The sequence below is a fragment of the Cytobacillus sp. IB215316 genome, assembly GCF_033963865.1.
Taxonomy (GTDB): domain Bacteria; phylum Bacillota; class Bacilli; order Bacillales; family SM2101; genus Nanhaiella; species Nanhaiella sioensis.
In genome coordinates this window covers 108496-130776 of record NZ_JAXBMC010000005.1, presented here as the reverse complement: position 1 = coordinate 130776, position 22281 = coordinate 108496, and the positions used below count along the sequence as shown (strand labels likewise).

Here is a 22281-nt window from a genome sequence, read left to right as displayed (position 1 = left end):
GATCAATATTAGGTTATCATCCTTCTGCTGCCCAATGTTATGTTGATAAAAATAACTCCGGTTTCTATATAATTACTTATTATGGATTGGTGATTTCTACATTACTAGAAATGGTTGCTGGAAATATCGTTTGGTTAAATAACAGATACGAATTAATTGAAGATAAACAGGAAGATTTTTAGAAAATGAAGATGATAGTGAGTGGTTGGAAAACAAAATAATGATTTCGATGTGCTTTTAAATTTGAATGACTTGTAATTCCAACCCGCTTCAGTTAACAAACTAAGCTAAAGTTTCTCATTTCTCTAAAGGAAGATCTAGGTAGAAGCTGAATAATTTTGTAATTTTTTTCAATTCGTCAAATAGTCTATCCTTTGCTAGAATAATAGTAATTTGACAAGTAGCCGATTGGATTCTTGGAATTTAGAAAGGATGTTCATAAGTGAGTTTTTCATTTATTGTCGCTGTAAGTAAAAACGGAGTAATTGGTGTAGATAACAAACTCCCTTGGAATCTATCAAATGACTTAAAATATTTTAAGAGCAAAACTACAGGCAAAAACGTGATTATGGGTAGGAAAACATTTGATTCGATTGGGAAACCTCTTCCAAACAGGGAGAATTATATTTTAACAAGAGAGAGAAATTATCAACAAGAAGGATGTCATGTCTATCATTCTATTGATGAGATCATAAAGTATTTACCCGTTGATAAAGAAAATATGGTTATCGGCGGTGGTGAAGTATATAAATTATTTAGCCCTTATGTTGATAAAATTTATTTAACTAAAGTGGATGTAATTATAGAAGGCGATACATTTTTTGAAGTCCCTAAAGGGTTCATAGTAACCGAAGAAGAAAAACATTATGATGAAAACCAGGGAATCCATTATTCCTTTGTAACAATGGAAAAAGTATAAGGATTGCTTTGTTAAATCATAATGACTCGAATACTTAAATTTCGTAAGAAAGTGGAGGAACCACAAAACAAACAGTACATTGGGGTGTACTGTAGCTTGTGGTTTTTTATTTCCATTAAACTGTATTTTGTGAAAGGTGTTGTTGGATAATGCTTTATTCCAAGAGATTTAAATTAAGCGATGCTCATGATTGGGTGGTTTTTATTCATGGTGCGGGAGGAAGTTCAACAGTATGGTATAAACAGTTAAAAGCATTTAAGGAGCACTTTAATGTACTACTGATAGATTTAAGGGGACACGGAAAGTCAAAAGATAGAGGGATCTTAAAGAGAAATTACTCTTTTTCCGATGTAAGTTTAGATATTATTGAGGTATTAAATGACTTAAACATTAAAAATGCACATTTTGTGGGAATATCATTAGGAACGATATTAATTAGAAATATTGCAGAAATTGAGCCCAATAGAGTTAAAACTATGATTTTGGGTGGTGCTGTTATACGGTTAAACACCCGTGTAAAAACCTTAATGTTCTTGGGGAATGTAGGGAAAAAAGTTGTTCCGTATATGTGGTTATATAAATTATTTGCTTGGTGTTTAATGCCTAAAAAAAGACATAAGGAATCTCGGTTGCTTTTTGTTAATCAAGCAAAGAAGCTATGTCAAAAAGAATTTGTTAAGTGGTTTAAGTTAACGAAGGATGTCGTTCCATTGTTGGTGCAGTTTGAAGAAAATGAATTGGATATTCCTACCTTGTATGTCATGGGGCAAGAAGATTATATGTTCTTACTTCCAGTAGAGGAAGTAGTGAAGAGAAGCAATCATGCGCAGCTTGAAATTATCGAGGATAGTGGTCATGTTGTGAACGTTGATCAACCAGATAAATTTAATGTAATGTCAATTAGATTCTTGAATACTCTAAAAGGTGATAATAGATATGTCGCAAGTAGATAAATAAAATATGAAGTTAATAAAGATTAGATTAGAAGCACGGGTTATAAAGCGATAGGACAACCGGGAGCAACAGAAACAAGATGGGTATTTAACTAAATCATTAATAACCTTACTCTTAGATATGAGTAAGGTTATTTACTATACATAAATTATCCTAAATAATCATATAGTACATTTCCTTTTGACACATGCTTTGAAAATTGTTAAAGAACAAATTTGTATTCTCCTATAATCAGTAATTTGCACAATCATCATGTCGCAAAAACTGAACATAAGAATTAAAGAAAACAGAATTAGATTTCTAACATTGTAGATAGAACTTTTACTTGAAGGGTGATATCGAGCTTCTCTGTTTAAATAATAATAGTCATTTTTAATTTTTTTATTCTTTTCCAAGTGGATGTAGAAATCAATACCTTATTTAAGCAAATTAAGTAAACTGCACGTAATTTACTGATAATCTTACTTTATAGTAAAACATCTGATTTATATAATCAGTTACAACTTGTGGGAACAAGTAACTCAATATAAAAAAAGAGTAACACCTCATCACAAAGTAAATGAAGGCGTTACTCTTGTTATTATTGATATTTTTGTAGAATTGACTGTAGTTTTAACGCAAGAGATAAATCTCCCTTGATTTTTAGTTGTCCCATCATGAAAGCTGATGTTGCATTCAATTTACCGTGTATCAGCTTTACTAGATTTTCACCAGATAACTGAATTGTACAAGATGGATCTTCAGCTTCACCTTCATTGTATGCTAGCTCTCCATTTGAAAATGCTACTTGATATGCCCCTTCATCTTCCCCAGATACTTGAAATTGATAAACATAATCAAGTCCTTCAATGTGTTCAGGATTTTCATTAATTTTGTCAGAAAGATTTTTCAACTCTTCTTTTACAGCCATATATTCCACCCCTTTATTAAAATACCAATATAAATACTGGTAATTTTATTGTAAATGAATACTCATTCATTTACAATAAAATTTGATTATTTCGAATTATTTTCCTAATAAAATTTTATTGTTTAATTTTGCACACTCATTATCATCTTGAAAAAATCCTGTAATCATCATAATATAGCAATATATCACGTACTATATACACACTCTTGTAATTTTATAATAAGGAGTAGACGATGGTTATTATTAGAGATGCACACCAAGACGATCTTTTGAGTATATTAAACATTTACAATCAAGCAATTGTAAATACAACTGCAACTTTTGATTTAACAGAGGAGACGCTCGAACAAAGACAACAATGGTTTTCTAAATATGGAAGTGATTATCCTCTAATTGTAGCTACGATTGAAAATAAGGTTGTAGGTTATTGTTGCCTATCAGCATTTAGAGAAAAAGCAGCTTACGCTAAAACTGTTGAATTATCAGTATATGTAGATGAAAATACGCGAGGACATGGAGTGGCCACAAAGTTAGTAAATGAAATTTTACTAAGAGCTAAACAAATAGGTTTTCATGTTATCATTTCTGGTATCACAAAAGGAAATGATAGTAGCATTAAACTTCATGAGAAATTCGGTTTTGAATTTATTGGCTCCTTTAAAGAAGTTGGTTACAAGTTTGACAGCTGGCAAGATGTATTATTTTATCAATTAATAATGGACTGAACTCCTCACGCTATTAGACTTTGGCTCATTAGAGTGGATGTCTGTTAAGTTAATTTGAGCAACATTAAAAACCGCCATTAAAACACAATGGCGGTTTCTTCATCACTTAATTTTCAGAGCTTTGACGTGCTTCCTTCAGTAATTCTTTGATTTCCTCAACTGTTTTACCTTCTGTATCAATTCCTAATTCTTCTGCTCGTTGAATTAGTCTTTGCTGGCGTTGATCTTTTAGTAACTCTTGAATTTCTTCTAGTGATTTTCCTTCTACGTCAATTCCTAGCTGCTCAGCTTTTTCTAATAACTTTGCCTCTTTCTCTTCATCACTAAGCTCATTCCATTTTTCTTGAAACTTTTCTTTGTTCATTCTTTTCCCTTTATGGGATGGAGCTTGTTCCTTCATTAATTCTATTACTTCATCCACAGTTTTTCCTTCTGTATCAATACCTAATTCTTCTGCTCGTTCGAACAGCTTTTGCTCACGTTGTTCCTTCAATAAGTCTTGGATTTCTTCTAATGATTTGCCTTCTACGTCAATTCCTAGCTGATCTGCTCGCTCTGTTAGCTTTGTCATTTTTTCTTCATCACTAAGCTCATTCCATTTTTCTTGGAACTTTTCTTTATTTATTCTTTTTCCTTTATGGTGTGGAGCTTGTTCCTTCACTAACTCTATTACTTCATCCACAGTTTTGCCTTCTGTATCAATACCTAATTCTTCTGCTCGTTCCAGCAGCTTTTGTTCACGTTGTTCCTTCAACAAGTCTTGGATTTCTTCTAATGTTTTGCCTTCTACGTCAATTCCTAGCTGCTCTGCTCGCTCTGTTAGCTTTGCCATTTTTTCTTCATCACTAAGCTCATTCCATTTTTCTTGAAACTTTTCTTTATTCATTCTTTTTCCTTTATGGTGTGGAGCTTGTTCCTTCACTAACTCTATTACTTCATCCACAGTTTTGCCTTCTGTATCAATACCTAATTCTTCTGCTCGTTCCAGCAGCTTTTGTTCACGTTGTTCCTTCAACAAGTCTTGGATTTCTTCTAATGTTTTGCCTTCTACGTCAATTCCTAGCTGCTCTGCTCGCTCTGTTAGCTTTGCCATTTTTTCTTCATCACTAAGCTCATTCCATTTTTCTTGAAAATGATCTTTATTAAAGTATTTTACGTTACTATCATATTTTGCAAAAGCACTAGTAGCACTCACTCCTCCCAATGTTATTGCTCCAGCTAAGGCTAACAAACCAATTTTCTTCATTATTAATTCTCCTCCTTCAATTGTTGGACAATTTATTTGTCACATGTTTACTATAAGCTGTCTTTGTGTCAATCATATGTCAAGGCAAATTAAACATCATTTTCTTATGCTGGTCATTGTTTGGTCATAAAAACCGTGCTAGTATATTCATAATTATTATTCGTTAATTACCAAATTTTTATTATTGAGGAGAAGAACAATGATTCGTAAATTGAAGTCTAATGACCATAAACAAGTATTTTCTTTCCTAGAAGAAGAAGCTTCATTTAACTTATTTCTTATCGGTGATATTGAAGCATTCGGATACGAACAAGACTTCCAAGATATTTGGGGAGAATTCGATGAAAACAATCAGCTAATCGCTGTTTTACTTCGTTATTACCAATACTATATTCCTTATGCCAAACATGGTTTTGATGTAGAAGGTTTTGTTCAAATTATTAAGAAACATGATAATGTACAATCTCTTTCCGGTAAGTCTGAAATCGCATGTCAGTTTGAAAATATTGAGGGCTTAAAGCTAGGAAAAAAACAAAACATGTTCTTTTGTGAATGTGTAACAGATGATCAGTTAGGAGAACTACATTTTCAATCAGAAATATCTCTAGCAACAATTGAAGATGTCGATGGGATTATTGCATTAAGAAGTGATATTGAGGAATTTGTAACACCATCAAATGCAAAAGAAATGCTTATAAACACAATGAAATCTGGTACAGGTCGCACATATGTTATGAAAAAGAATGGACAAATTATTGCCTCTGCATCAACTACGGCAGAAAATTCGATATCAGCAATGATCGTTGGTGTCTGTACTCATCAAGACTATAGAAATAGAGGCTATGCCACTGAAGTGATGAAAATGTTATGTAAAGACTTATTAAAAGAAGGAAAAACACTTTGTCTTTTTTACGATAACCCAGGCGCAGGTAGGATTTATAAAAAGCTTGGTTTTGTTGACATTGGAAAATGGGTAATGTACAGATAATCATTAGGTATTTTTCCAAAACATACATGAAAGGGTTCTCCCACAAATTGATGGGTAGAACCCTTTTTTTAGTGCTCTTCTGACCAAAATTCAGGTTTTACTGTCTGAATCTCACGTTTTACTATCTAAACTACTTCGTTTACTGCCCAAACTACTTTGTTTACTATCCAAACTACTTCTTTTACTATCCAAACTGCTTGGGTTACTATCCAAACTACTTCTTTTACTATCCAAACTGCTTCGGTTACTATCCAAACTGCTTCTTTTACTATCCAAACTACTTCTTTTACTATCCAAACTACTTCTTTTACTATCCAAACTGCTTCTTTTACTATCCAAACTGCTTCGGTTACTATCCAAACTGCTTCTTTTACTATCTAAACTGCTTCTTTTACTATCCAAACTACTTCATTTACTATCCAAACTGCTTCTTTTACTATCCAAACTACTTCGTTTACTATCCAAACTACATTGTTTACTATCCAAACTGCTTCTTTTACTATCCAAACTACTTCATTTACTATCCAAACTTAACTATTTTGTTGTAAAATAGCTTCAATTTCAGTTAATTCTTCTTCACTAAATGAAAGATGGTTAAGTGCTTTAACATTATCTTCGATTTGGGCTACGCGACTGGCACCAATCAGTGCGGAAGTCACTCGCTCATCACGTAAAGCCCAAGAAATTGCAAGTTGCGCTAAACTTTGCCCACGATTTTTGGCAATATTATTAAGTTGGACCACCATATTAACTCTTTTATCATTAATATCTTGTTCATTTAAAAATACACTTTCACTAGCAGCACGAGAATCACTAGGAATACCTTGCAAATACCTGTCAGTTAAGACACCCTGTGCCAATGGTTGGAAGATGATCGTTCCAATACCAGCTCTTTCATTAACATCTAACAACCCATGTTCAACCCAACGATTCAACATTGAATATGCTGGTTGATGAAGAACAATTGGTGTTTTTAAGTCCTTCAGTACCTCAAGTGCTTGAGATGTTTGGAGGGCATCATAATTGGATAACCCTACATACAATGCTTTTCCTTGTCGAACAATTGAATCAAGAGCCATCATCGTCTCTTCAATAGAAGTTTCAGGATCTGGACGATGTGAATAAAAGACATCTACGTAGTCTACCCCTAGTCTTTTTAAGCTTTGATCCAGGCTAGCAATTAAATATTTTCTTGATCCAAAATCACCATAAGGGCCTGGCCACATTCCGTAACCTGCCTTAGTTGAAATAATTAATTCATCTCTATAATCCTTTAATTCCGTCTGCAAAATTTTACCTAGTGTTTCTTCAGCACTCCCTGCTGGGGGACCGTAGTTGTTAGCAAGATCAAAGTGAGTAATTCCTAAATCAAATGCTCGTGTAACCATCGCTTTAGCATTATCATAATCATCAACTCCACCAAAATTATGCCATAACCCTAGCGAAACAGCAGGTAACTTCAAACCGGTCTTGCCACACCTGCGATAAATCATCGTATCGTATCTGTTTTCATTTGCTATATAATTCATCTTATCCTGCTACACAAAACAAGCTTTTCGATTCATGGGTAAGTGCTAAGACAAATGCCATTGATATTAAATGGATGAGTAGCTCATTTAGTTCGTGACACTTAATTCACATGAAATATTGAATGCTTTTATTGTTATAGCAGTCTTTCACCTGCCTTTTTAGTATCATATTTTAAATCTACTTTCAGTGTCATTATTGAAGTTTATGTATAACGAAAACGCTTTCGAATACATTATACGTTCTTTTTTTCACATACGTCAATGAAAGTATTTCCCTACAAAAAACAGGCTGACCTCATACTGGCTAGCCTGTAACAATATATAATGAATATTAGCTAAAATTTTGTTGTACACATTGGTTTTTGATCTGTAGCAAAAATTCTATTAACCGTTTCTACATAAGTTGAATCAGATATGCTCACTAATCCATAGCTAAGTAGTTGCTTAAAAGGAATAGAACCAACAAGCATTGATGTAAATTCTGAAACATGTAATGATATTTCTACGTCATACTCACTTTCTTCCATCACTTTTACTTTCCCGTCTTCAAAATATAAGATAACACTACCTTCATTTTCTTTAAGGAAGTCGTCATTAATAGTTATCTTCAATTTACAATTCGCATTATTAAAATTATGGCTACTTAACTGTTGGAATATAGCCTTCGTATTAATTACTCTATACATTATGCCTACACCTTGGACATTGCTTTCATGATACACATGGGGCATGATATGATTCGTACCGTTCCGAACGTCTTTTAGTAAGTAATGAAAATATTCATCTTGAGTATGAACAATGACTTCATTGACTTGATCCATTTGGCTATTTAGAAAGGTTAAGAGCTCTTGAAGAACTTCTGTGTTTTCATATATAATTTCTTCAATAATTAAATTATTTAGTAGAAAGTTGTTCTTATTTACTTTGTTAAATGTAAAAACAAGATAACCTCTAATTGATCCTTCTTCTTTATATCCAATAATGCTATTTCCTTCTTTTTTAAATATACTAGCTGCGTCATTGTAATTTTTCTGTATCATGCCGTGAGTCATTTTCGCGACTCTATTATAGCAGTCTAGTAACTCGGTAGTTTCAGAGGCATCAACAAATTGGAGATGCTTCTTCGACCTTCCTTTCGGAAAGCTATGGGGTTGAATTCGATATTGATTCGTTTTTGTACCATATCCAAAACCCATTTTTTTATAAAAATCTGGACGAAACGGATATAGAACTGCAAGTGGAAAGCCTTTTTCTCTAAAGTGTTGTAATGAAAAGGATATTAAATCCTTACCTATTTTTTCTTTTTTATGTAATAGATCAACGGCAACTGAGCCAATTCCACCTGCGTTTATTTGAGACGAAAATAGTGTCAGCTTGTAATCATATAATCTCATGCCACCTACAGCTTTTTGATCTTTAAATGCACCATAAAATACTTTTGAAGATTCAATACTCTGCAACTCTATAAATTTTTCTTCTAATTGCTTTATTTTGTTTACAGAAGAATCATAAAACCCCGGATACGCATTAACTGAAATTTTTGCAAAATCTCTAAAATCGACATCTATCATCTTTTTAATTTCAATCACCATACTTCCACCCCTTACAATATATTATTGATACATGTGACTTTCTGAAAATGCTCCTTTTTCACCTGCTTCCTTAATGACTTCTTATCGAACAATTTGTTGCTATTTCTTACAAACAGATGACAAGATGAGGGTTATATATTTCTGTGATTTTTTTTTGAAGAAAAGGTACTACCTTCGCTAGTTGGTCTTCATTTATTTTGTCGTAGAAAACTACAATCAATATGATAATGAACAAATGACAAAATATACCTCGTAAGCTACGAGTTTAGCTCATAGTACGAAAAGTAACAGTTAATTCGAAAGCAGCCTTTTCTTAAATTCTATTAAATAATGGAGTTCTTTATACAATAGTGGGATTATTTAACTATTTTATCATACGTCCCATAATTACTGCATTTAGAAAAGCAATTTCATCGATAGTTATATCTTGTTTCCTCGCTTTTTGATGCCATTTATTACTTGTCAAAATCCCCTTTTTATAGGAAATCTCATACGTTTTTGCGAGTTCCTCGTATTGCCATTTTTGTAGTTTCATTGAGCTTTCCTCCTCTTCTATTTTTTCACTTAAATACGCTAATGGATTGACGGCATTTGTCTTATTAAGATCCCACCTTCCTTTATGCAACTCGAAGTGTAAGTGTTGACCTGTAGATTGACCAGTATTACCCATATAACCTACATGTTCTCCTTGCTTCACGTAATCACCTTGCTTGACTTTTCGAGATCCACTACGCATATGTGCGTAAACAGTTTCCCAGATTTGTCCTTCGATATGATGAACTAAAAAGATAACTTCACCATAGCTCGTTGATATATATGATCGACTAACAGTACCTTCAGCAGCTGCAACAATAGAAACCATTCCAGATTGGGCAAAATCTACACCATAATGATCTGGCCTCTGGCTTGTACGATATGCTGACGACACACGTCCTTCACAAGGATAGATAAACAATATTGTCCCCCCCTTTCTTCATTGTAGTTATATAATCTTTATATAACTAAACTATGTAAAAAGGTCCCTCTTGGAAACTGTCATTTATCTCAGCACAATAGTCCTTTTCATCGCACATCGTAAATAGGCTACTATACTTGACTACTTGTAGATGAAAATATGTAAGAGCAATTTGACTATACGACATGTAAAAAATCTTTAAAATACAGTTGGATTATGTGATATGAACGAGGAGAGCTTAGACCAATACCAAATCTATGTCTAAGGAGAAAAAACTCATTTAATATGGATAGAAGTAGTAATAAGCAACTACACGCCTGATTGTTAAACGTGCTTAAATCATGTATTGTCCTAATATAAAGGAGGTTAAGAAGGATTGTTTTCAAACTATCAACACTGCTAAATGTTATTAGCTTATGAAATAATCGGGAATCAATCATCATTACTTTAAAACTTCTACTACCTAAACTACTTTTTTGTTCGCACAAATATTCTTCATACATCATTTAAGAGTGTAACTTATTTTATTTATAAACGTATGTAAAACCCTCAATGAGTAACAAACTCATTGAGGGTAAATTTCTAGTAAAAGTAGCCTACTATGTCAATATCATATTCGGCATTACTATCAAGTACTGTCCATGTACCGTAGTCTGGAGTCATGGTCAGTAAATATGGATTTAGCTCATCAGCCGTTACATACATTAATCCGCTATGATGAACCGACTCTGGATCCACACCTTTCGCAAATTTTGTTGCAGCAGTCCCTAATTGTACATAATCGTTATTAATAGAGAATTTTAATACACTAGCACCTATATTTTTTGCTGTAACATTAACTAGAAATGCTTTTGGTTGCTCTTTAAAATCATTTCCTTGTAGGATAACTTGCGTAGATTGCTCATCTGTTACTGTTGGAGACGCTACAGAAATTGGTGTAGTATACTGCTCATAGAACCAATCGTTATTAGAGTCATTTTCATCTGCAAAATACCCAAGTACTTTAATTGAGAATTCAGTATTATCGTCAGTATCTTTCCAACTACCTAAAGAAATGTCAACTGTTATATTAGCAGGGTCATTTTCATATGCTGGAACAAATACGATATTGCTATGCTTCGGATTATTCTCAGCACCTGGCTCAAATCCTAATGCATGTGTTGCCGAAGTACCAAGCTCTGAATAAGATGAGCCGTTTATTTTAACTCTGACTTTATTAGACGTCACCCTGTTTGCATCTACTTGTACCAGATAACCTTTTGCATGGTTTATACCCGTACTATATGATTGGGTCCCTGTCGTTGTATATGTTCGCTCATGATTATATGGCGTGAACTTAGATGAGCTTGATAAGCGATCAAAATACCCAACTACTTTTATTGAAGTACCTTCTCCAAAATAATCATTTGTTGTGCTTAATGTCAAATCAGATGCAGGTACAACAACCGTAGTATTGTGAGTTGGTCTCTCATCTGGAATACGTGTAATTAATTTAACCGAAGAAATTTTATCATTAAAATCAACTCTACTTAAATCAGGGATATCCTTAGTAACAGGTAGAAAATCTCCAGCATAGTTCGTATTATCATACGCGATTAATCCTATTTCAGGCAGCGGGTTTAATACTTTTACAGAACTAAACTGATTAGACCAATTACTACCAATATCATCCTCCCCTATGACATAGTCAGCATAATCACCTGTATAGTTTGTTCCCTCATAAAAACGGTATACTGGCCCATAGTAGAAACGAGCTGAGTCAATCGTATTATTAAATCCACGAGAACCTGTTGCGCTTCTACCTTTGTAAATAATATCTTGAAAACTACTTAAATCAGGAATCGACTCATCAATAATTGCGTAAGAGCCTTCAAAATCAGTTTCTTTATAGATGATTACTTTCGCAAGCTTATCTTCATTGTTTTCAAACTTTATTGAAGATAATGAAGATCCCATACCAAAAGGACGTAAGTCAAATATAGGTGTCAATGTGTTATTACCGTGTAGATCATCGTAGTTTTTATTATTGTAAAATTTAACTGTTGGACAATTCTGCTCACACCCTAGTTTGATAGAAGAGACATTATTATTAGTATCATATTTTGTAAGATTTTTTCCTCGTCCAATCGTATCCCACGAATGATACCAGCCACCAGACTCAGAAAAGTCACCATCATTATAAAAGTACGTATCAAGTTGATAGCTCGTATCTTCGCCTGCAAAAACTTTAAATGAAGAAGCTTTATTATTAAAATAACCAGAAATATCTTTTTGCCCGTAAATATCTATAAAATCACCAGCATAATCATTTCCACCGTTAGAAAAATCTTTCTGATCATATAGTCGAACGAACGGCTTTCCTGACTGTCCGACAATGCGGACTGACGATGCTTTATTATCCATATTAGTGCTTGAAAGATCTCGATACCCATTCACTACTGGTAAAACATTATCAACATTGCCATTTTCATATCCGTAGTAGTTATATAGAACAAGCCCTGATCCAGATTCGTCCTGTCTTAACTTAACACCACTAACCTTATTACTTCCACTATCATTACTCATATAATGAAAACCGCTTCGCAAATCTGACATTGAACTAGTTAAATCGTATATACGGTCCCCTTCATAATCCGCGTCCTCATATAACTGGTATGTTGTAGCTGCCCCTCTATATTCAATTGGGTCATCGTTGACACCTAAATAAGTTGCTTGGGCACCAATTTGTACATTATGTTTATTTGAAGTCGTTTCTGTATCTTTCACTTCAAGGACGAATGCTTCAGCAGTCGGATATTGTGACGACAGAGTATTAATATTTGAAACATCTTGGGTTTCTTGTAATGGGACATAACCTAAACCATACAATGATAAATCATACGGTCTTAAAATATACGATTCTGTTTCATTTCCATTTGCTGCAGTAACAGTTATTTTTGCATCTGCATGTGTTAAATCTATTAGCCCTGCTGAACTATCAGATTCCCAAACACCATCAAAGTCACCGTTTTCATCCTCATCTGTTAATATGAGTTCCTGTACGCCATTATTAATCGTTTTAACTGTCGCTTTGACACTCTCAATTGATGATCCATTTTCAAGAACATTTGCAACAACCTGCTTTCCTTCATCAGCATAAAGAGCATATTGTACATACGGTGTACCGTTCGGATCAGGTTTTTCAATAACAATATTCATACCAGGTCGTAATTTCGTATCAAAAATGCTTTCACCTTGTTGAAATGCATCGTAATCAGCAGATGAATCAGATGAAAAATAAACACGCCATGAATCATCAACTTCTTCACCAAAAATTCTTAATTTCTTATTCACAATTTCTGCATCGAGAACTAACACAAGTGCTTCCTCTAACGACGTATCAGGTTTAAATTGAGAATTTGAGTTATTTGGGTCATTCGCATATATTTTATAGTTATGCTCTCCAGTCGTACTACTGATAAAAGTAATATTTGCCGAAACAGCATCAATAGCTCCTTCATATAGACTCCAATTGTACTCTGTAGATGGCAATCCATTTTCTATGCGTTTCACCTTTGCCTCTATTTGGTCTGTAGAAAGAGAAATAGGCAATCCCATTTCAATCATTTTAAGTTGATCTATCGTAAGATAAATAGGTGTGTTATCTACCGACCCTACCTCTTGGTACTGTAAAGCAATAGATCCACTGCTAGGGTATGTTCCATTAGGGACAATCGTTCCAATCGTACTAGCGTTAGCTGTTTTCAATGACAGAATATCCAAATTACCAACTGTTAAAGATAGACTTGGAACGATGTCATATGCTGGCGCAGTACCTACATTTCTATATTTTACATTCCAAATACTTGTAGCAGCTTTATCTTTTTCACTCGTAGTCGCTTGGCTCCAATTTGCTGTATTCGTGCCATTTCTACCACTCGAATTTGATGTAACATCTGTAGTCTCAATATTCGTATTTAATTCCGTATATAGTTTAAGAGACGTTGATTGCTTTACCCCAAGGTCGGTAAGTGATGCTGATACTTCAAATTCTTGCGTGACTTCAGTACCAAACTTAGCTCCAGTACTGATTTTTTTACTCTCAGTCGTATCTGTTTGGGTTTGCCACCCTGTTGACCTAGATGTTCCATCTGATAGTGTAATAGTCTCTCTAGGTGTTATCTGAATATGTTCAAGATCAGCTTTTATATCTGGAAAAGCTGGAACTAATGGATGAGTTGCTGGAGCTAGAATAGCCGCATCAATTTGACCAGTTACTTCTTCCTTATCACTGTATGGATCTTGGTCTGTACTCCAGTCATATGGCGATGTAGTATATTTTAATACACCCATCTCATAATAAGCATCATCCCATTCAACTAATCCAAAGCCAGGAATATGAGTATAACCATTGATTTCCCATAAATCAGTTACTCCATCGTCATCTGTATCGTTTTCTATCACTTCCGCACTTACAACTGATGGGTTAAAAGTAATGAGACCTTTTATTTTCTGATAAGACGATAATAGCCAATCACGAAAGCTTTTTGCAGCTTTTCCTAGCGAATCGGTTAGATTATCTACTGGTTCTTCCCCTGGGTCAGGTGATTCGTCCCCTGGGTCTTCTACTGGATCAGTTGATTCCTCTCCTGCCTCTTCCCCTGGGTCAGATGATTCGTCCCCTGGTTCTTCTACTGGATCAGTTGATTCCTCTCCCGCATCTTCTGCTGGATCAGTTGATTCCTCTCCCGCATCTTCTGCTGGATCAGTTGATTCCTCTCCCGCATCTTCTGCTGGATCAGTTGATTCCTCTCCCGCATCTTCTGCTGGATCAGTTGATTCCTCTCCTGCCTCTTCTGCTGGATCAGTTGATTCCTCTCCCGCATCTTCTGCTAGATCAGTTGATTCCTCTCCTGCCTCTTCTGCTGGATCAGTTGATCCCTCTCCTGCCTCTTCTGCTAGATCAGTTGATTCCTCCCCTGCCTCTTCTGCTAGATCAGTTGATTCCTCTCCTGCCTCTTCTTGGATGGTTGGCTCATCAACTATCAAATCAACAGGGTCTAATGAATCATTACCTTCTTCACTTTGAGTTGGTGGTAATATTTGTTCTTTTGGAATAATCTCTTCTTCTTGATTCTTGCTGCTCCATTTAATTTCAAGTTCAGATAGTGCCACATCTGGATTACTATAACCTATAGTAATCTTATATTGTTGATCTGACGCTAAGTTAATTGCTTGTGGTTCAATATTTTGTCCATTAATAATTAGTACATCATCAATCCATAGTTTAATATGATCATTATCAGATGTAGTAAATGTATATTCCTCAGAGAAGCTAGGTTCGATTATACCTTCCCATTTTATCGAGTGAATATTTTTCATCTTACTTAGGAGTGGCTTAGGTATATTAAGTCTATTAATATCAAATGTTGCATTTGAATCTTCTAGGCGTATTAACAAATGATCAGAAAACTCAGCGTCAGAATAATAGGTTCCCTCCATACCATTCGTAATGATGTTTTCATCATTTACTTCTTCCCTTGAAGAAGTCTCGGATTGGGACTCGACAGTTTTAGCATAAGTTACTGGATGAGAAAATGATACTACTTGAGTCGTTAGAGCTAATGTTGTAATAATTGAGAGAAAACGTTTTTTTGATTTATTATTTCCCATTTAAAAATGCTCCTTTCTCATTTGGACTTTTGATTTGATATAATTACTTCATCCCAACCACTTAAAGAGTTACGAACAACATTTCACATTTGAAATGCACCTCCTTTAAAATAGTTTGAAAATACTACAAGTTACGTAAGTAGAATATTATAAATACACAGTCGGTTTTTATCCGACTAAGTTGATCTCTCTTGCAACTGTCACAAAAGAATCACGAGTAATGAGTTATAGCTTTGAACACATTGAGCTGGTATTTTATCTGGATCTGTTAAATAAATGACTCGTATCACTTATATAGATGCTACGATATTACTTATCTAAGTGAAAAACCGCAAAATAGAGGATAAAACAACATTTATCGCTAAAAACATGTATACTTCGTCATTTATCGACAGTTTTTAAAAAATAGCATCAATATATTTATATTATTACTATTAAAATCACTATTACTATTCTTCCATAATAAAGTCGTTAATCTAGCAAGAACTAAGGTGACACGTTCAAAACTTGAACATCAGTAAACCTGTGGAACCCTATCCTTTCCCCCCCTTATTGTAAGAAAAAAATTTAAAAGTTTTATTTCGTTCAATAAATTTACAATACTTAATCATCAGACTATACGATAAAAAAAACCTATCAACGCGATAGGCTTTTTTAGAACTTTTATCCCTTATATTTTTACTAATGACTAGGTCGATTATCTATAAAAATAATCTCTTTCAGAAAACAATAAATACACATACTTACTTTTTTTAGAAGTTTAAAACCCGCTACTCAATCCATTGCACTTTTGTTATGAAAGTTTGTGATTGTAAAAAGACACTATTTAAAATGATAGTTTGAACTAACAAATTTAGTCTTACATTTGTTAATCAATAGCAATACCCATTAAGACCTTCTTGTTCACTTTAAAATATATTATTTCACAATATGACTACTAAAGATAAAAAGATCAATCATACTCTTCTTAAACAAACTGATTATAGATTTTTGAAAGTTACAATCACTTGTTTATAAGTTTCTCAATTGTGCCCTTAAGTATAAGGAATCAAACAAAAGTTAGCAGAAGAATGGGGTATATCTATAAAAATTGACAAAAATATTATATGATTGTAAATGCTAGTTTTAATTGGGGCAAATAACCTTTTTGTAAAAATCATCACACATAGGAAGGAAACATCAGCGAAATGAAACCAATTTATTCTTTTTTATTGACATTAGTAGTGTTAGTTACTCTCGTTCAGCTAGAAGTACCAAATATATACCTATATCTGGCTATCTTCATTATTTTTATATTAGCTATTTTCTCTAATTTGTATCCCCTCTATTTGTCAAACAACGTACTGACAGTAGAGAAGAGCATTTTGAATAAAAAAAGAAATGCTTTATTTCACTTTTATTATGTTTATGCAAATCAAATTGATGATGAAATCGAAGAAGCTACCGAGCGAGTACTAAAAAAATATCAGATGCCTCATATGTATGCACTAATTAATGTCATATATGCTCTGTACAATAAAGATATCATAGCTGCTAAAAAATATGTAGATCATATTAAACCATTAAACTATCAAAATTACTATAAAGGGTTGATTTCTGTTGAGGATAATCATGTAGATTTAGCAAATGAACTTGCTAATGAAATTAAAATTGAATGGATGAAATATGCACTTCTCGCAGCAATTGAAAGGAAACATGGAAATGAAGAAGAAGCAATCAAATATGCAAAACTTTCCTATTCTTCAGCCAGAGGTTTGAATAAATATATGATTTATAAGTATGGTATAAAAGAAGGATTGTTACATGCAGACAACGCTGCATAAGATAGAGTGTTAGACCTACTTGGGGTCTAACACTCTATTTTTTAACTCTATGTATTTTAAAAGAGTTTCGCCACGAAGCTTTTAAATCGCTTAATTACATCTTGCTATAGACTCTTATAAAACAATACTCTGTCATTACCTTGACCGTCATAATTACGTTTCACATAGATGCCTTTCGTCAAAGTATCTGTTTCTTCAATTTGAAAACCCATTTTTTGATGGAATGCTATGGATGTTGTATTCACTGGTGATGTAATGCACCTAACAATTTTACATCCATGCTGTTTTACAGTAGTAAAAAACTGTTCATATAGTTTTTTGGCAAGTCCCAGTTCTCGATATTGAGGATGTACACCTACAAAGTGTATGTAGGCTTCATTTTGTTGAGATTGAGAAAGAAATCCAATTAAGAATCCAACAATCTCATTCTGCTCTTCAATAACAAAACTAGTATTTTGGAAGTGCGTAAAGAATAGCTTTGGCAACATATGATCCATTTTGCGACCATTCCACCAATCGTTCACTACAGGTATAATGGTTTGATAATCTGCTTCCTTCACGTGTCTAATCATAGTTCACACTCCTCTCATAGCAAGTTTTAATTTCATTACGTTGAACATTGATTAAACAAAAGTAAGCTAATGATGGCGATGACAATCGTTACAACAATTTGAAAACAACCACCTCTCACCAGTTCTGAAGGAGAGCCAACTTGACTACGGTTGATTCCATCATTTAGCATTCCAGTTGGGTGATTTTTCCGTTCCTTATTATATAGATCGTCCCTTTTCTGCTCACTCATTTAACCATCTGCTATCCACTTTTCTAAAGACACCTGGTAATAAAGTTTGACACTTTGTTGTATTAAACGAAGTATCTAGTGAGATTGCTCTATGTGTGGCTTCTTCTTCCGATATTTCATAAGGAATCATCATATCTTTTTGTTGATTTGTCAAGGTTTTAAAAAAAGAATAGTAACTTTCTTTTTGGTTCTAGTCCTACATGAAGAATCCCACGATATTCCTTCATCATAAGCTTTGTGATAGCTACTGCTAAATCTTCAACATGTACAAATGTTTTATAAATGTTTGACGCTCTTGTTATTTGATTTCCATTACTAATCTCATTTAATACGTATGCTACTCGATGATCCAATCGGCCTTGTGCATTTGTTCCATAGATTGGACCAGAGCGCAAAATGAGGTGGTTTTCATGTGTTCGCCTAATGATTTGTTCTCCATCAATTTTTGCATTCGTATAATGTGATAATGGGTTTCTTCCATCTAAATAAACTGCTTGATCAGCCTCTGTATAATTACCTTTACCACTTGAAAATAGCCCATCAGTAGATATATATATAAATAGTGCATCTTTATTAATAGATGTAAGAACATTGTTCAACCCTGTATGTATAAGGTCTTTTTCATTGTTTCTACTCATTAAAGGCCAAATAATTACATCTGGATGAATACGACTATACAATCTTTGTACACTTGCTTTATCATTTACATCTAATTGAATGAAATTATCTCGCCTAGTAGTTGAAGTACCGAATAAAGCTGAAGCAATGTTATTTTTCTTCAATTGTACAAATATTTCTGAGCCTAAATAACCACTTGCACCTAACACTATAATTCTCATATTTTATTCTCCCAGTTCACATTCGACTTATAGTATGTTGTCTTTTGTTGGTTAATGCTGTTATATTTTTTAGAGTTGTTATTTCAACTACACACTATCAATCTTGGTATCTTTTTCTCTTTGTCTACAACACAACTTACTTGACTGTTCATATTTAGTGAATGAATAGAGCTTTTCTTAGAGAATAATGTAGTTTCCAAGATTACTAATATATTTATAAATATTAACAATTCTTGTATTGATTGCTTCAGATATTTATTTAATAATATCGATTTGAAATGAAAGCATTGCTAATGACTGTTTTAATGATCAAAGCGTTTTAGCATCAATCGCACCTTGGAACCATCCTAAGAGATTTATCAGCAATTAAAAAACGCTTAAATATACAGGGAAAGAAGAATTCAAATTTGACATAATTAACACAACAACTCTGCTATATAGTTTCTTTTTTATTTAATTCTTGCAAATCCACCTTTGTTAACTCTAGTGCACTCCTGTTAAATGTTACTTTTGAATTTGGTAATTAATTTTGGCACAAAATATGCGACTATAGCTGATAGCATAGCAATAATATATAATGAAATGCTTGAAAAACTGCCGAATTCTACCTCTTCTGGTACATTTGTAACGCTATTCAAAGCTTGTGATAAATCCGGTTTAAATGTTGCAGTTAGAAATAGCCCTGACAATAGTTGAATCACCAAAAATAACATGAAGAAGCTTCCTAGAAAAATAATATAATTTTTCATGCGCTATTCCCTCCCGACTATTTGACCATTTTTCATTTCATGACTAAATTATATTTACGAGTTTCCATTAAATAAGTTTCAATAATAAACAATAATTGGATAAAAAAGACTAATTTTATGTAAATAGCCTTTTTCATAATGTTTGTATTTAAAGAAATAACACCTTTAACAACTAATATTCGTGGCATCTTTTCTTCTTATTAAATTGTCACCGTTGTATAAAAATCTCAGCTTGCTGGTCTAGTTTAATAATATATTAAATCATTATTTTATTTATTCGACTCAATTTGTTAGGTGCATTTTACATATTACAGCTTTGATTGCAAAGTAATCTACCTCTTCTGGTAATGCCTCTTTTAATGGTTTTAACTTCTCTGCACCTAACTCTGTTATTTTGGAGACTATTTGTTCTTCATACTCCGCTGGAATCATTCGCCCCCATTCAATTACGTTGCCTTCAGTTGCACTTCGAATGATATGATTTTGAATGGTTATTGGCGACATTGACCGCTTTTTTGCAATATCTTCAATATCTTCCCCTTCAACAAATAATTGATAGGACAATATATGACTAGGGTTTTCTGTTACTTTGTCTGTAACGTTATCATTAGATGAACCTAATGCTGATTCACTCACTCGTACCTCTGTCGGAATATCCTCTGTTGCTTCAATATCATGTTCAGCTGCATATGCTTTTATTGCTTGCAAAAATTGGGCTCCATATCTTTCAAACTTAACTTTGCCTACTCCTTTTATGCTTAGCATAGCTTGTTCATTTAGAGGTGCTTGCTCACTCATTTCTCTTAATGCACTATCCGCGAAAACGACATAAGGTGGAACACGCTCTTCAGTTGAAATATCTTTCCGAAGTGCACGCAGGCGCTCAAACAGCTCATTATGTGTTGTTAAGCGTTTTGCTTTGTGTTTTTGTTTTTTATATACTTTTTCATTTCCTTTTAATACTTGATACGCTTTATTCCCGATCATTAGCACTGGATATTGACCTTCTGTAGCAACCAAATATTGTTCAGCTACGAAGTAGTCAATCATTTCAACAATTTCTTTTTCGGAATATTTACTCAGAAGACCATATGTCGGTAGCTTATGAAATTGTTGTTCAACGACACGTTTGTTTCTAGAGCCTTTTAAAACTTGGGCTACGATCGTTTTACCAAACCGCTCATTCATGCGTTTAATACAAGAAAAAACCATTTGTGACTCTGTTGTAATATCAATCGTTTCTCTGGCATCAGTACAATTCCCGCATTTTCCACATGTTTGACCATCTGTTTCTCCAAAATATTCGAGTATGTATAGCTGTAAACAACGCTCAGTATGACAATAATCGATCATTTGTTGCAGCTTTTGATATTCATTAGCTTTCCGTTCAGGATTTAACAACGTTTGTTCTATTAAAAACTTTTGCAACTGTATGTCCTGAGGAGAAAATAATACAACACAATCGCTTTCCTCACCATCACGACCAGCACGACCGGCTTCTTGGTAATATGCTTCCATATTTTTTGGTAAATTGTAATGTAACACATAACGTACATTGGATTTATTTATTCCCATGCCAAAGGCATTTGTAGCAACCATGATACTAATATCATCGTAGATAAATTTCTCTTGCATGTCCTTTCGTTCTTGCTCTGACATCCCAGCATGATACTTTCCTATTGAAACACCACTACGTTCAAAATAGGCATAAAGCTGATCAACCTCTTTTCTCGTACCAGCATAAATAATTCCTGAAGATGCTTTATTTGCGTTAATATATTTCGTTATGTAATCACGTTTGTTTTCACCTTTGACGACTGTAAAAGAAAGATTTTCTCTAGCAAACCCTGTAACAAAAGTATTTGAAGAATCAATATGTAGTAAATTACATATATCATCTTTTACTTCTGTCGTTGCTGTCGCTGTTAATGCGATGACGACTGGTAGCTTATCTAAAGCTTGAAGAAACGTAGAAATATGCCGATAGCTAGGGCGAAAATCATGCCCCCATTGTGAAATACAGTGCGCTTCGTCAATTGCTACTAGTGAAATATGTAACCTTTGTAATAATTGTTGGAAATCAGGTGACTCTAATCTCTCAGGCGCTATATAAATGAGTTTGTAAGCCCCTTCTTGTGCTTTCGCTATTCTGTCATTTAATTCTTGTCTTGTTAACGTACTATTTATATATGTTGCTGGTATTCCAATATTAATTAAAGCATCAACTTGATCCTTCATTAAGGAGATTAACGGTGAAATAACAATTGTCACACCATCGAACATCATCGCTGGCACTTGATAACAAATTGATTTTCCTCCACCTGTAGGCATAATAGCAAGCGTATCATTCCCATTTAATACATTTTCTATGATCCCATCTTGCCCTTGCCGAAACGCTTTATAACCAAAATATTGTTTTAATACATGGGTCGCCTTTTCAAACATGACGGTGAGCTCCTTTCCTCAGTGTTATATTCTCAAATGGCTATTCCAGAATTGGTTGTTGCTTTTCACACTAAAATTCAGGCATCTCTTTTCTACTTGTAAAATCTATTAGCCCTCAATAAAACATATCATACTGTCCATCTCTAGTAATAA

15 protein-coding genes and 1 pseudogene are annotated in these 22281 nt (G+C 33.8%); 5 read left to right on the top strand and 11 right to left on the bottom strand.

The features are described from left to right. Positions 1-442: 442 nt before the first annotated feature. Together SLH48_RS10835 and SLH48_RS10830 are read left to right on the top strand one after the other, a co-directional pair. Positions 443-919 (top strand): dihydrofolate reductase, encoded by a 477-nt coding sequence (locus SLH48_RS10835; RefSeq protein ID WP_320258163.1) that lies wholly within the window; start codon positions 443-445, stop codon positions 917-919. A gap of 149 nt (positions 920-1068) precedes the next feature. Further along, a complete protein-coding gene (locus SLH48_RS10830) occupies positions 1069-1872 on the top strand; it encodes an alpha/beta hydrolase (RefSeq protein ID WP_320258162.1) in 804 nt (267 codons plus the stop codon). A 581-nt stretch (positions 1873-2453) separates the two neighbouring features. Here the strand turns inward: SLH48_RS10830 and SLH48_RS10825 are convergent. Next, a complete protein-coding gene (locus tag SLH48_RS10825; RefSeq protein ID WP_214482460.1) occupies positions 2454-2783 on the bottom strand; it encodes an SCP2 sterol-binding domain-containing protein in 330 nt (109 codons plus the stop codon). Between the two features lie 233 nt (positions 2784-3016). Between SLH48_RS10825 and SLH48_RS10820 the strand changes: the two genes are divergently transcribed. Next, on the top strand, positions 3017-3508 hold the full coding sequence (locus SLH48_RS10820) for an N-acetyltransferase family protein (protein WP_320258161.1): 492 nt from the start codon (positions 3017-3019) through the stop codon (positions 3506-3508). Positions 3509-3614: 106 nt separating this feature from the next. On the opposite strand, the gene SLH48_RS10815 is transcribed toward SLH48_RS10820, so the two are convergent. Then, positions 3615-4754 (bottom strand): hypothetical protein, encoded by a 1140-nt coding sequence (locus SLH48_RS10815; RefSeq protein ID WP_320258160.1) that lies wholly within the window; start codon positions 4752-4754, stop codon positions 3615-3617. Between the two features lie 199 nt (positions 4755-4953). Here SLH48_RS10815 and SLH48_RS10810 point away from each other — a divergent pair, with 199 nt between their 5' ends. After that, positions 4954-5742, top strand: coding sequence for a GNAT family N-acetyltransferase (locus tag SLH48_RS10810; protein WP_320258159.1), 789 nt, complete (start codon positions 4954-4956; stop codon positions 5740-5742). Between the two features lie 530 nt (positions 5743-6272). On the opposite strand, the gene mgrA is transcribed toward SLH48_RS10810, so the two are convergent. The 4 genes and pseudogenes from mgrA to SLH48_RS10790 form a co-directional block, all read right to left on the bottom strand. After that, positions 6273-7271, bottom strand: a complete 999-nt coding sequence (gene mgrA / locus SLH48_RS10805) for an L-glyceraldehyde 3-phosphate reductase (RefSeq protein ID WP_320258158.1) — start codon at positions 7269-7271, stop codon at positions 6273-6275. Positions 7272-7606: 335 nt separating this feature from the next. Continuing rightward, positions 7607-8863: an enhanced intracellular survival protein Eis gene (gene eis / locus SLH48_RS10800; protein WP_320258157.1), complete on the bottom strand. Its 1257-nt coding sequence runs from the start codon at positions 8861-8863 to the stop codon at positions 7607-7609. 559 nt (positions 8864-9422) lie between these two features. Next, positions 9423-9821 (bottom strand): annotated as a pseudogene (locus tag SLH48_RS10795) (M23 family metallopeptidase); the annotation flags it as partial. 579 nt (positions 9822-10400) lie between these two features. Continuing rightward, positions 10401-15470 carry a binary toxin-like calcium binding domain-containing protein gene (locus SLH48_RS10790; protein ID WP_320258156.1) on the bottom strand — a complete coding sequence of 1690 codons (5070 nt, stop codon included), beginning with the start codon at positions 15468-15470 and terminating at the stop codon, positions 10401-10403. A 1187-nt stretch (positions 15471-16657) separates the two neighbouring features. Here SLH48_RS10790 and SLH48_RS10785 point away from each other — a divergent pair. Next, positions 16658-17293, top strand: coding sequence for a hypothetical protein (locus SLH48_RS10785; RefSeq protein ID WP_320258155.1), 636 nt, complete (start codon positions 16658-16660; stop codon positions 17291-17293). Between the two features lie 104 nt (positions 17294-17397). Here the strand turns inward: SLH48_RS10785 and SLH48_RS10780 are convergent, their stop codons facing one another. The 5 genes from SLH48_RS10780 to recQ form a co-directional block, all read right to left on the bottom strand. After that, positions 17398-17865, bottom strand: coding sequence for a GNAT family N-acetyltransferase (locus SLH48_RS10780; RefSeq protein WP_320258154.1), 468 nt, complete (start codon positions 17863-17865; stop codon positions 17398-17400). A gap of 35 nt (positions 17866-17900) precedes the next feature. Further along, positions 17901-18095, bottom strand: a complete 195-nt coding sequence (locus SLH48_RS10775; protein ID WP_320258153.1) for a DUF6366 family protein — start codon at positions 18093-18095, stop codon at positions 17901-17903. Between the two features lie 158 nt (positions 18096-18253). Then, positions 18254-18934 carry a sugar nucleotide-binding protein gene (locus SLH48_RS10770; RefSeq protein ID WP_320258152.1) on the bottom strand — a complete coding sequence of 227 codons (681 nt, stop codon included), beginning with the start codon at positions 18932-18934 and terminating at the stop codon, positions 18254-18256. Between the two features lie 497 nt (positions 18935-19431). Next, on the bottom strand, positions 19432-19683 hold the full coding sequence (locus SLH48_RS10765; RefSeq protein WP_320258151.1) for a hypothetical protein: 252 nt from the start codon (positions 19681-19683) through the stop codon (positions 19432-19434). Positions 19684-19965: 282 nt separating this feature from the next. Continuing rightward, on the bottom strand, positions 19966-22128 hold the full coding sequence (recQ, locus tag SLH48_RS10760) for a DNA helicase RecQ (protein ID WP_320258150.1): 2163 nt from the start codon (positions 22126-22128) through the stop codon (positions 19966-19968). Between the last annotated feature and the right edge of the window lie 153 nt (positions 22129-22281).

What these genes read in the sequence shown, in the direction of transcription:
- SLH48_RS10825 (WP_214482460.1), bottom strand. Translation starts at nt 2,783, where the DNA reads ATGGCTGTAAAAGAAGAGTTGAAAAATCTTTCTGACAAAATTAATGAA.
- SLH48_RS10815 (WP_320258160.1), bottom strand. Translation starts at nt 4,754, where the DNA reads ATGAAGAAAATTGGTTTGTTAGCCTTAGCTGGAGCAATAACATTGGGA.
- recQ (WP_320258150.1), bottom strand. Translation starts at nt 22,128, where the DNA reads ATGTTTGAAAAGGCGACCCATGTATTAAAACAATATTTTGGTTATAAA.
- SLH48_RS10820 (WP_320258161.1), top strand. Translation starts at nt 3,017, where the DNA reads ATGGTTATTATTAGAGATGCACACCAAGACGATCTTTTGAGTATATTA.
- SLH48_RS10780 (WP_320258154.1), bottom strand. Translation starts at nt 17,865, where the DNA reads ATGATTAGACACGTGAAGGAAGCAGATTATCAAACCATTATACCTGTA.
- SLH48_RS10785 (WP_320258155.1), top strand. Translation starts at nt 16,658, where the DNA reads ATGAAACCAATTTATTCTTTTTTATTGACATTAGTAGTGTTAGTTACT.
- SLH48_RS10775 (WP_320258153.1), bottom strand. Translation starts at nt 18,095, where the DNA reads ATGAGTGAGCAGAAAAGGGACGATCTATATAATAAGGAACGGAAAAAT.
- SLH48_RS10830 (WP_320258162.1), top strand. Translation starts at nt 1,069, where the DNA reads ATGCTTTATTCCAAGAGATTTAAATTAAGCGATGCTCATGATTGGGTG.
- SLH48_RS10810 (WP_320258159.1), top strand. Translation starts at nt 4,954, where the DNA reads ATGATTCGTAAATTGAAGTCTAATGACCATAAACAAGTATTTTCTTTC.
- SLH48_RS10790 (WP_320258156.1), bottom strand. Translation starts at nt 15,470, where the DNA reads ATGGGAAATAATAAATCAAAAAAACGTTTTCTCTCAATTATTACAACA.
- mgrA (WP_320258158.1), bottom strand. Translation starts at nt 7,271, where the DNA reads ATGAATTATATAGCAAATGAAAACAGATACGATACGATGATTTATCGC.
- eis (WP_320258157.1), bottom strand. Translation starts at nt 8,863, where the DNA reads ATGGTGATTGAAATTAAAAAGATGATAGATGTCGATTTTAGAGATTTT.
- SLH48_RS10770 (WP_320258152.1), bottom strand. Translation starts at nt 18,934, where the DNA reads ATGAGAATTATAGTGTTAGGTGCAAGTGGTTATTTAGGCTCAGAAATA.
- SLH48_RS10765 (WP_320258151.1), bottom strand. Translation starts at nt 19,683, where the DNA reads ATGAAAAATTATATTATTTTTCTAGGAAGCTTCTTCATGTTATTTTTG.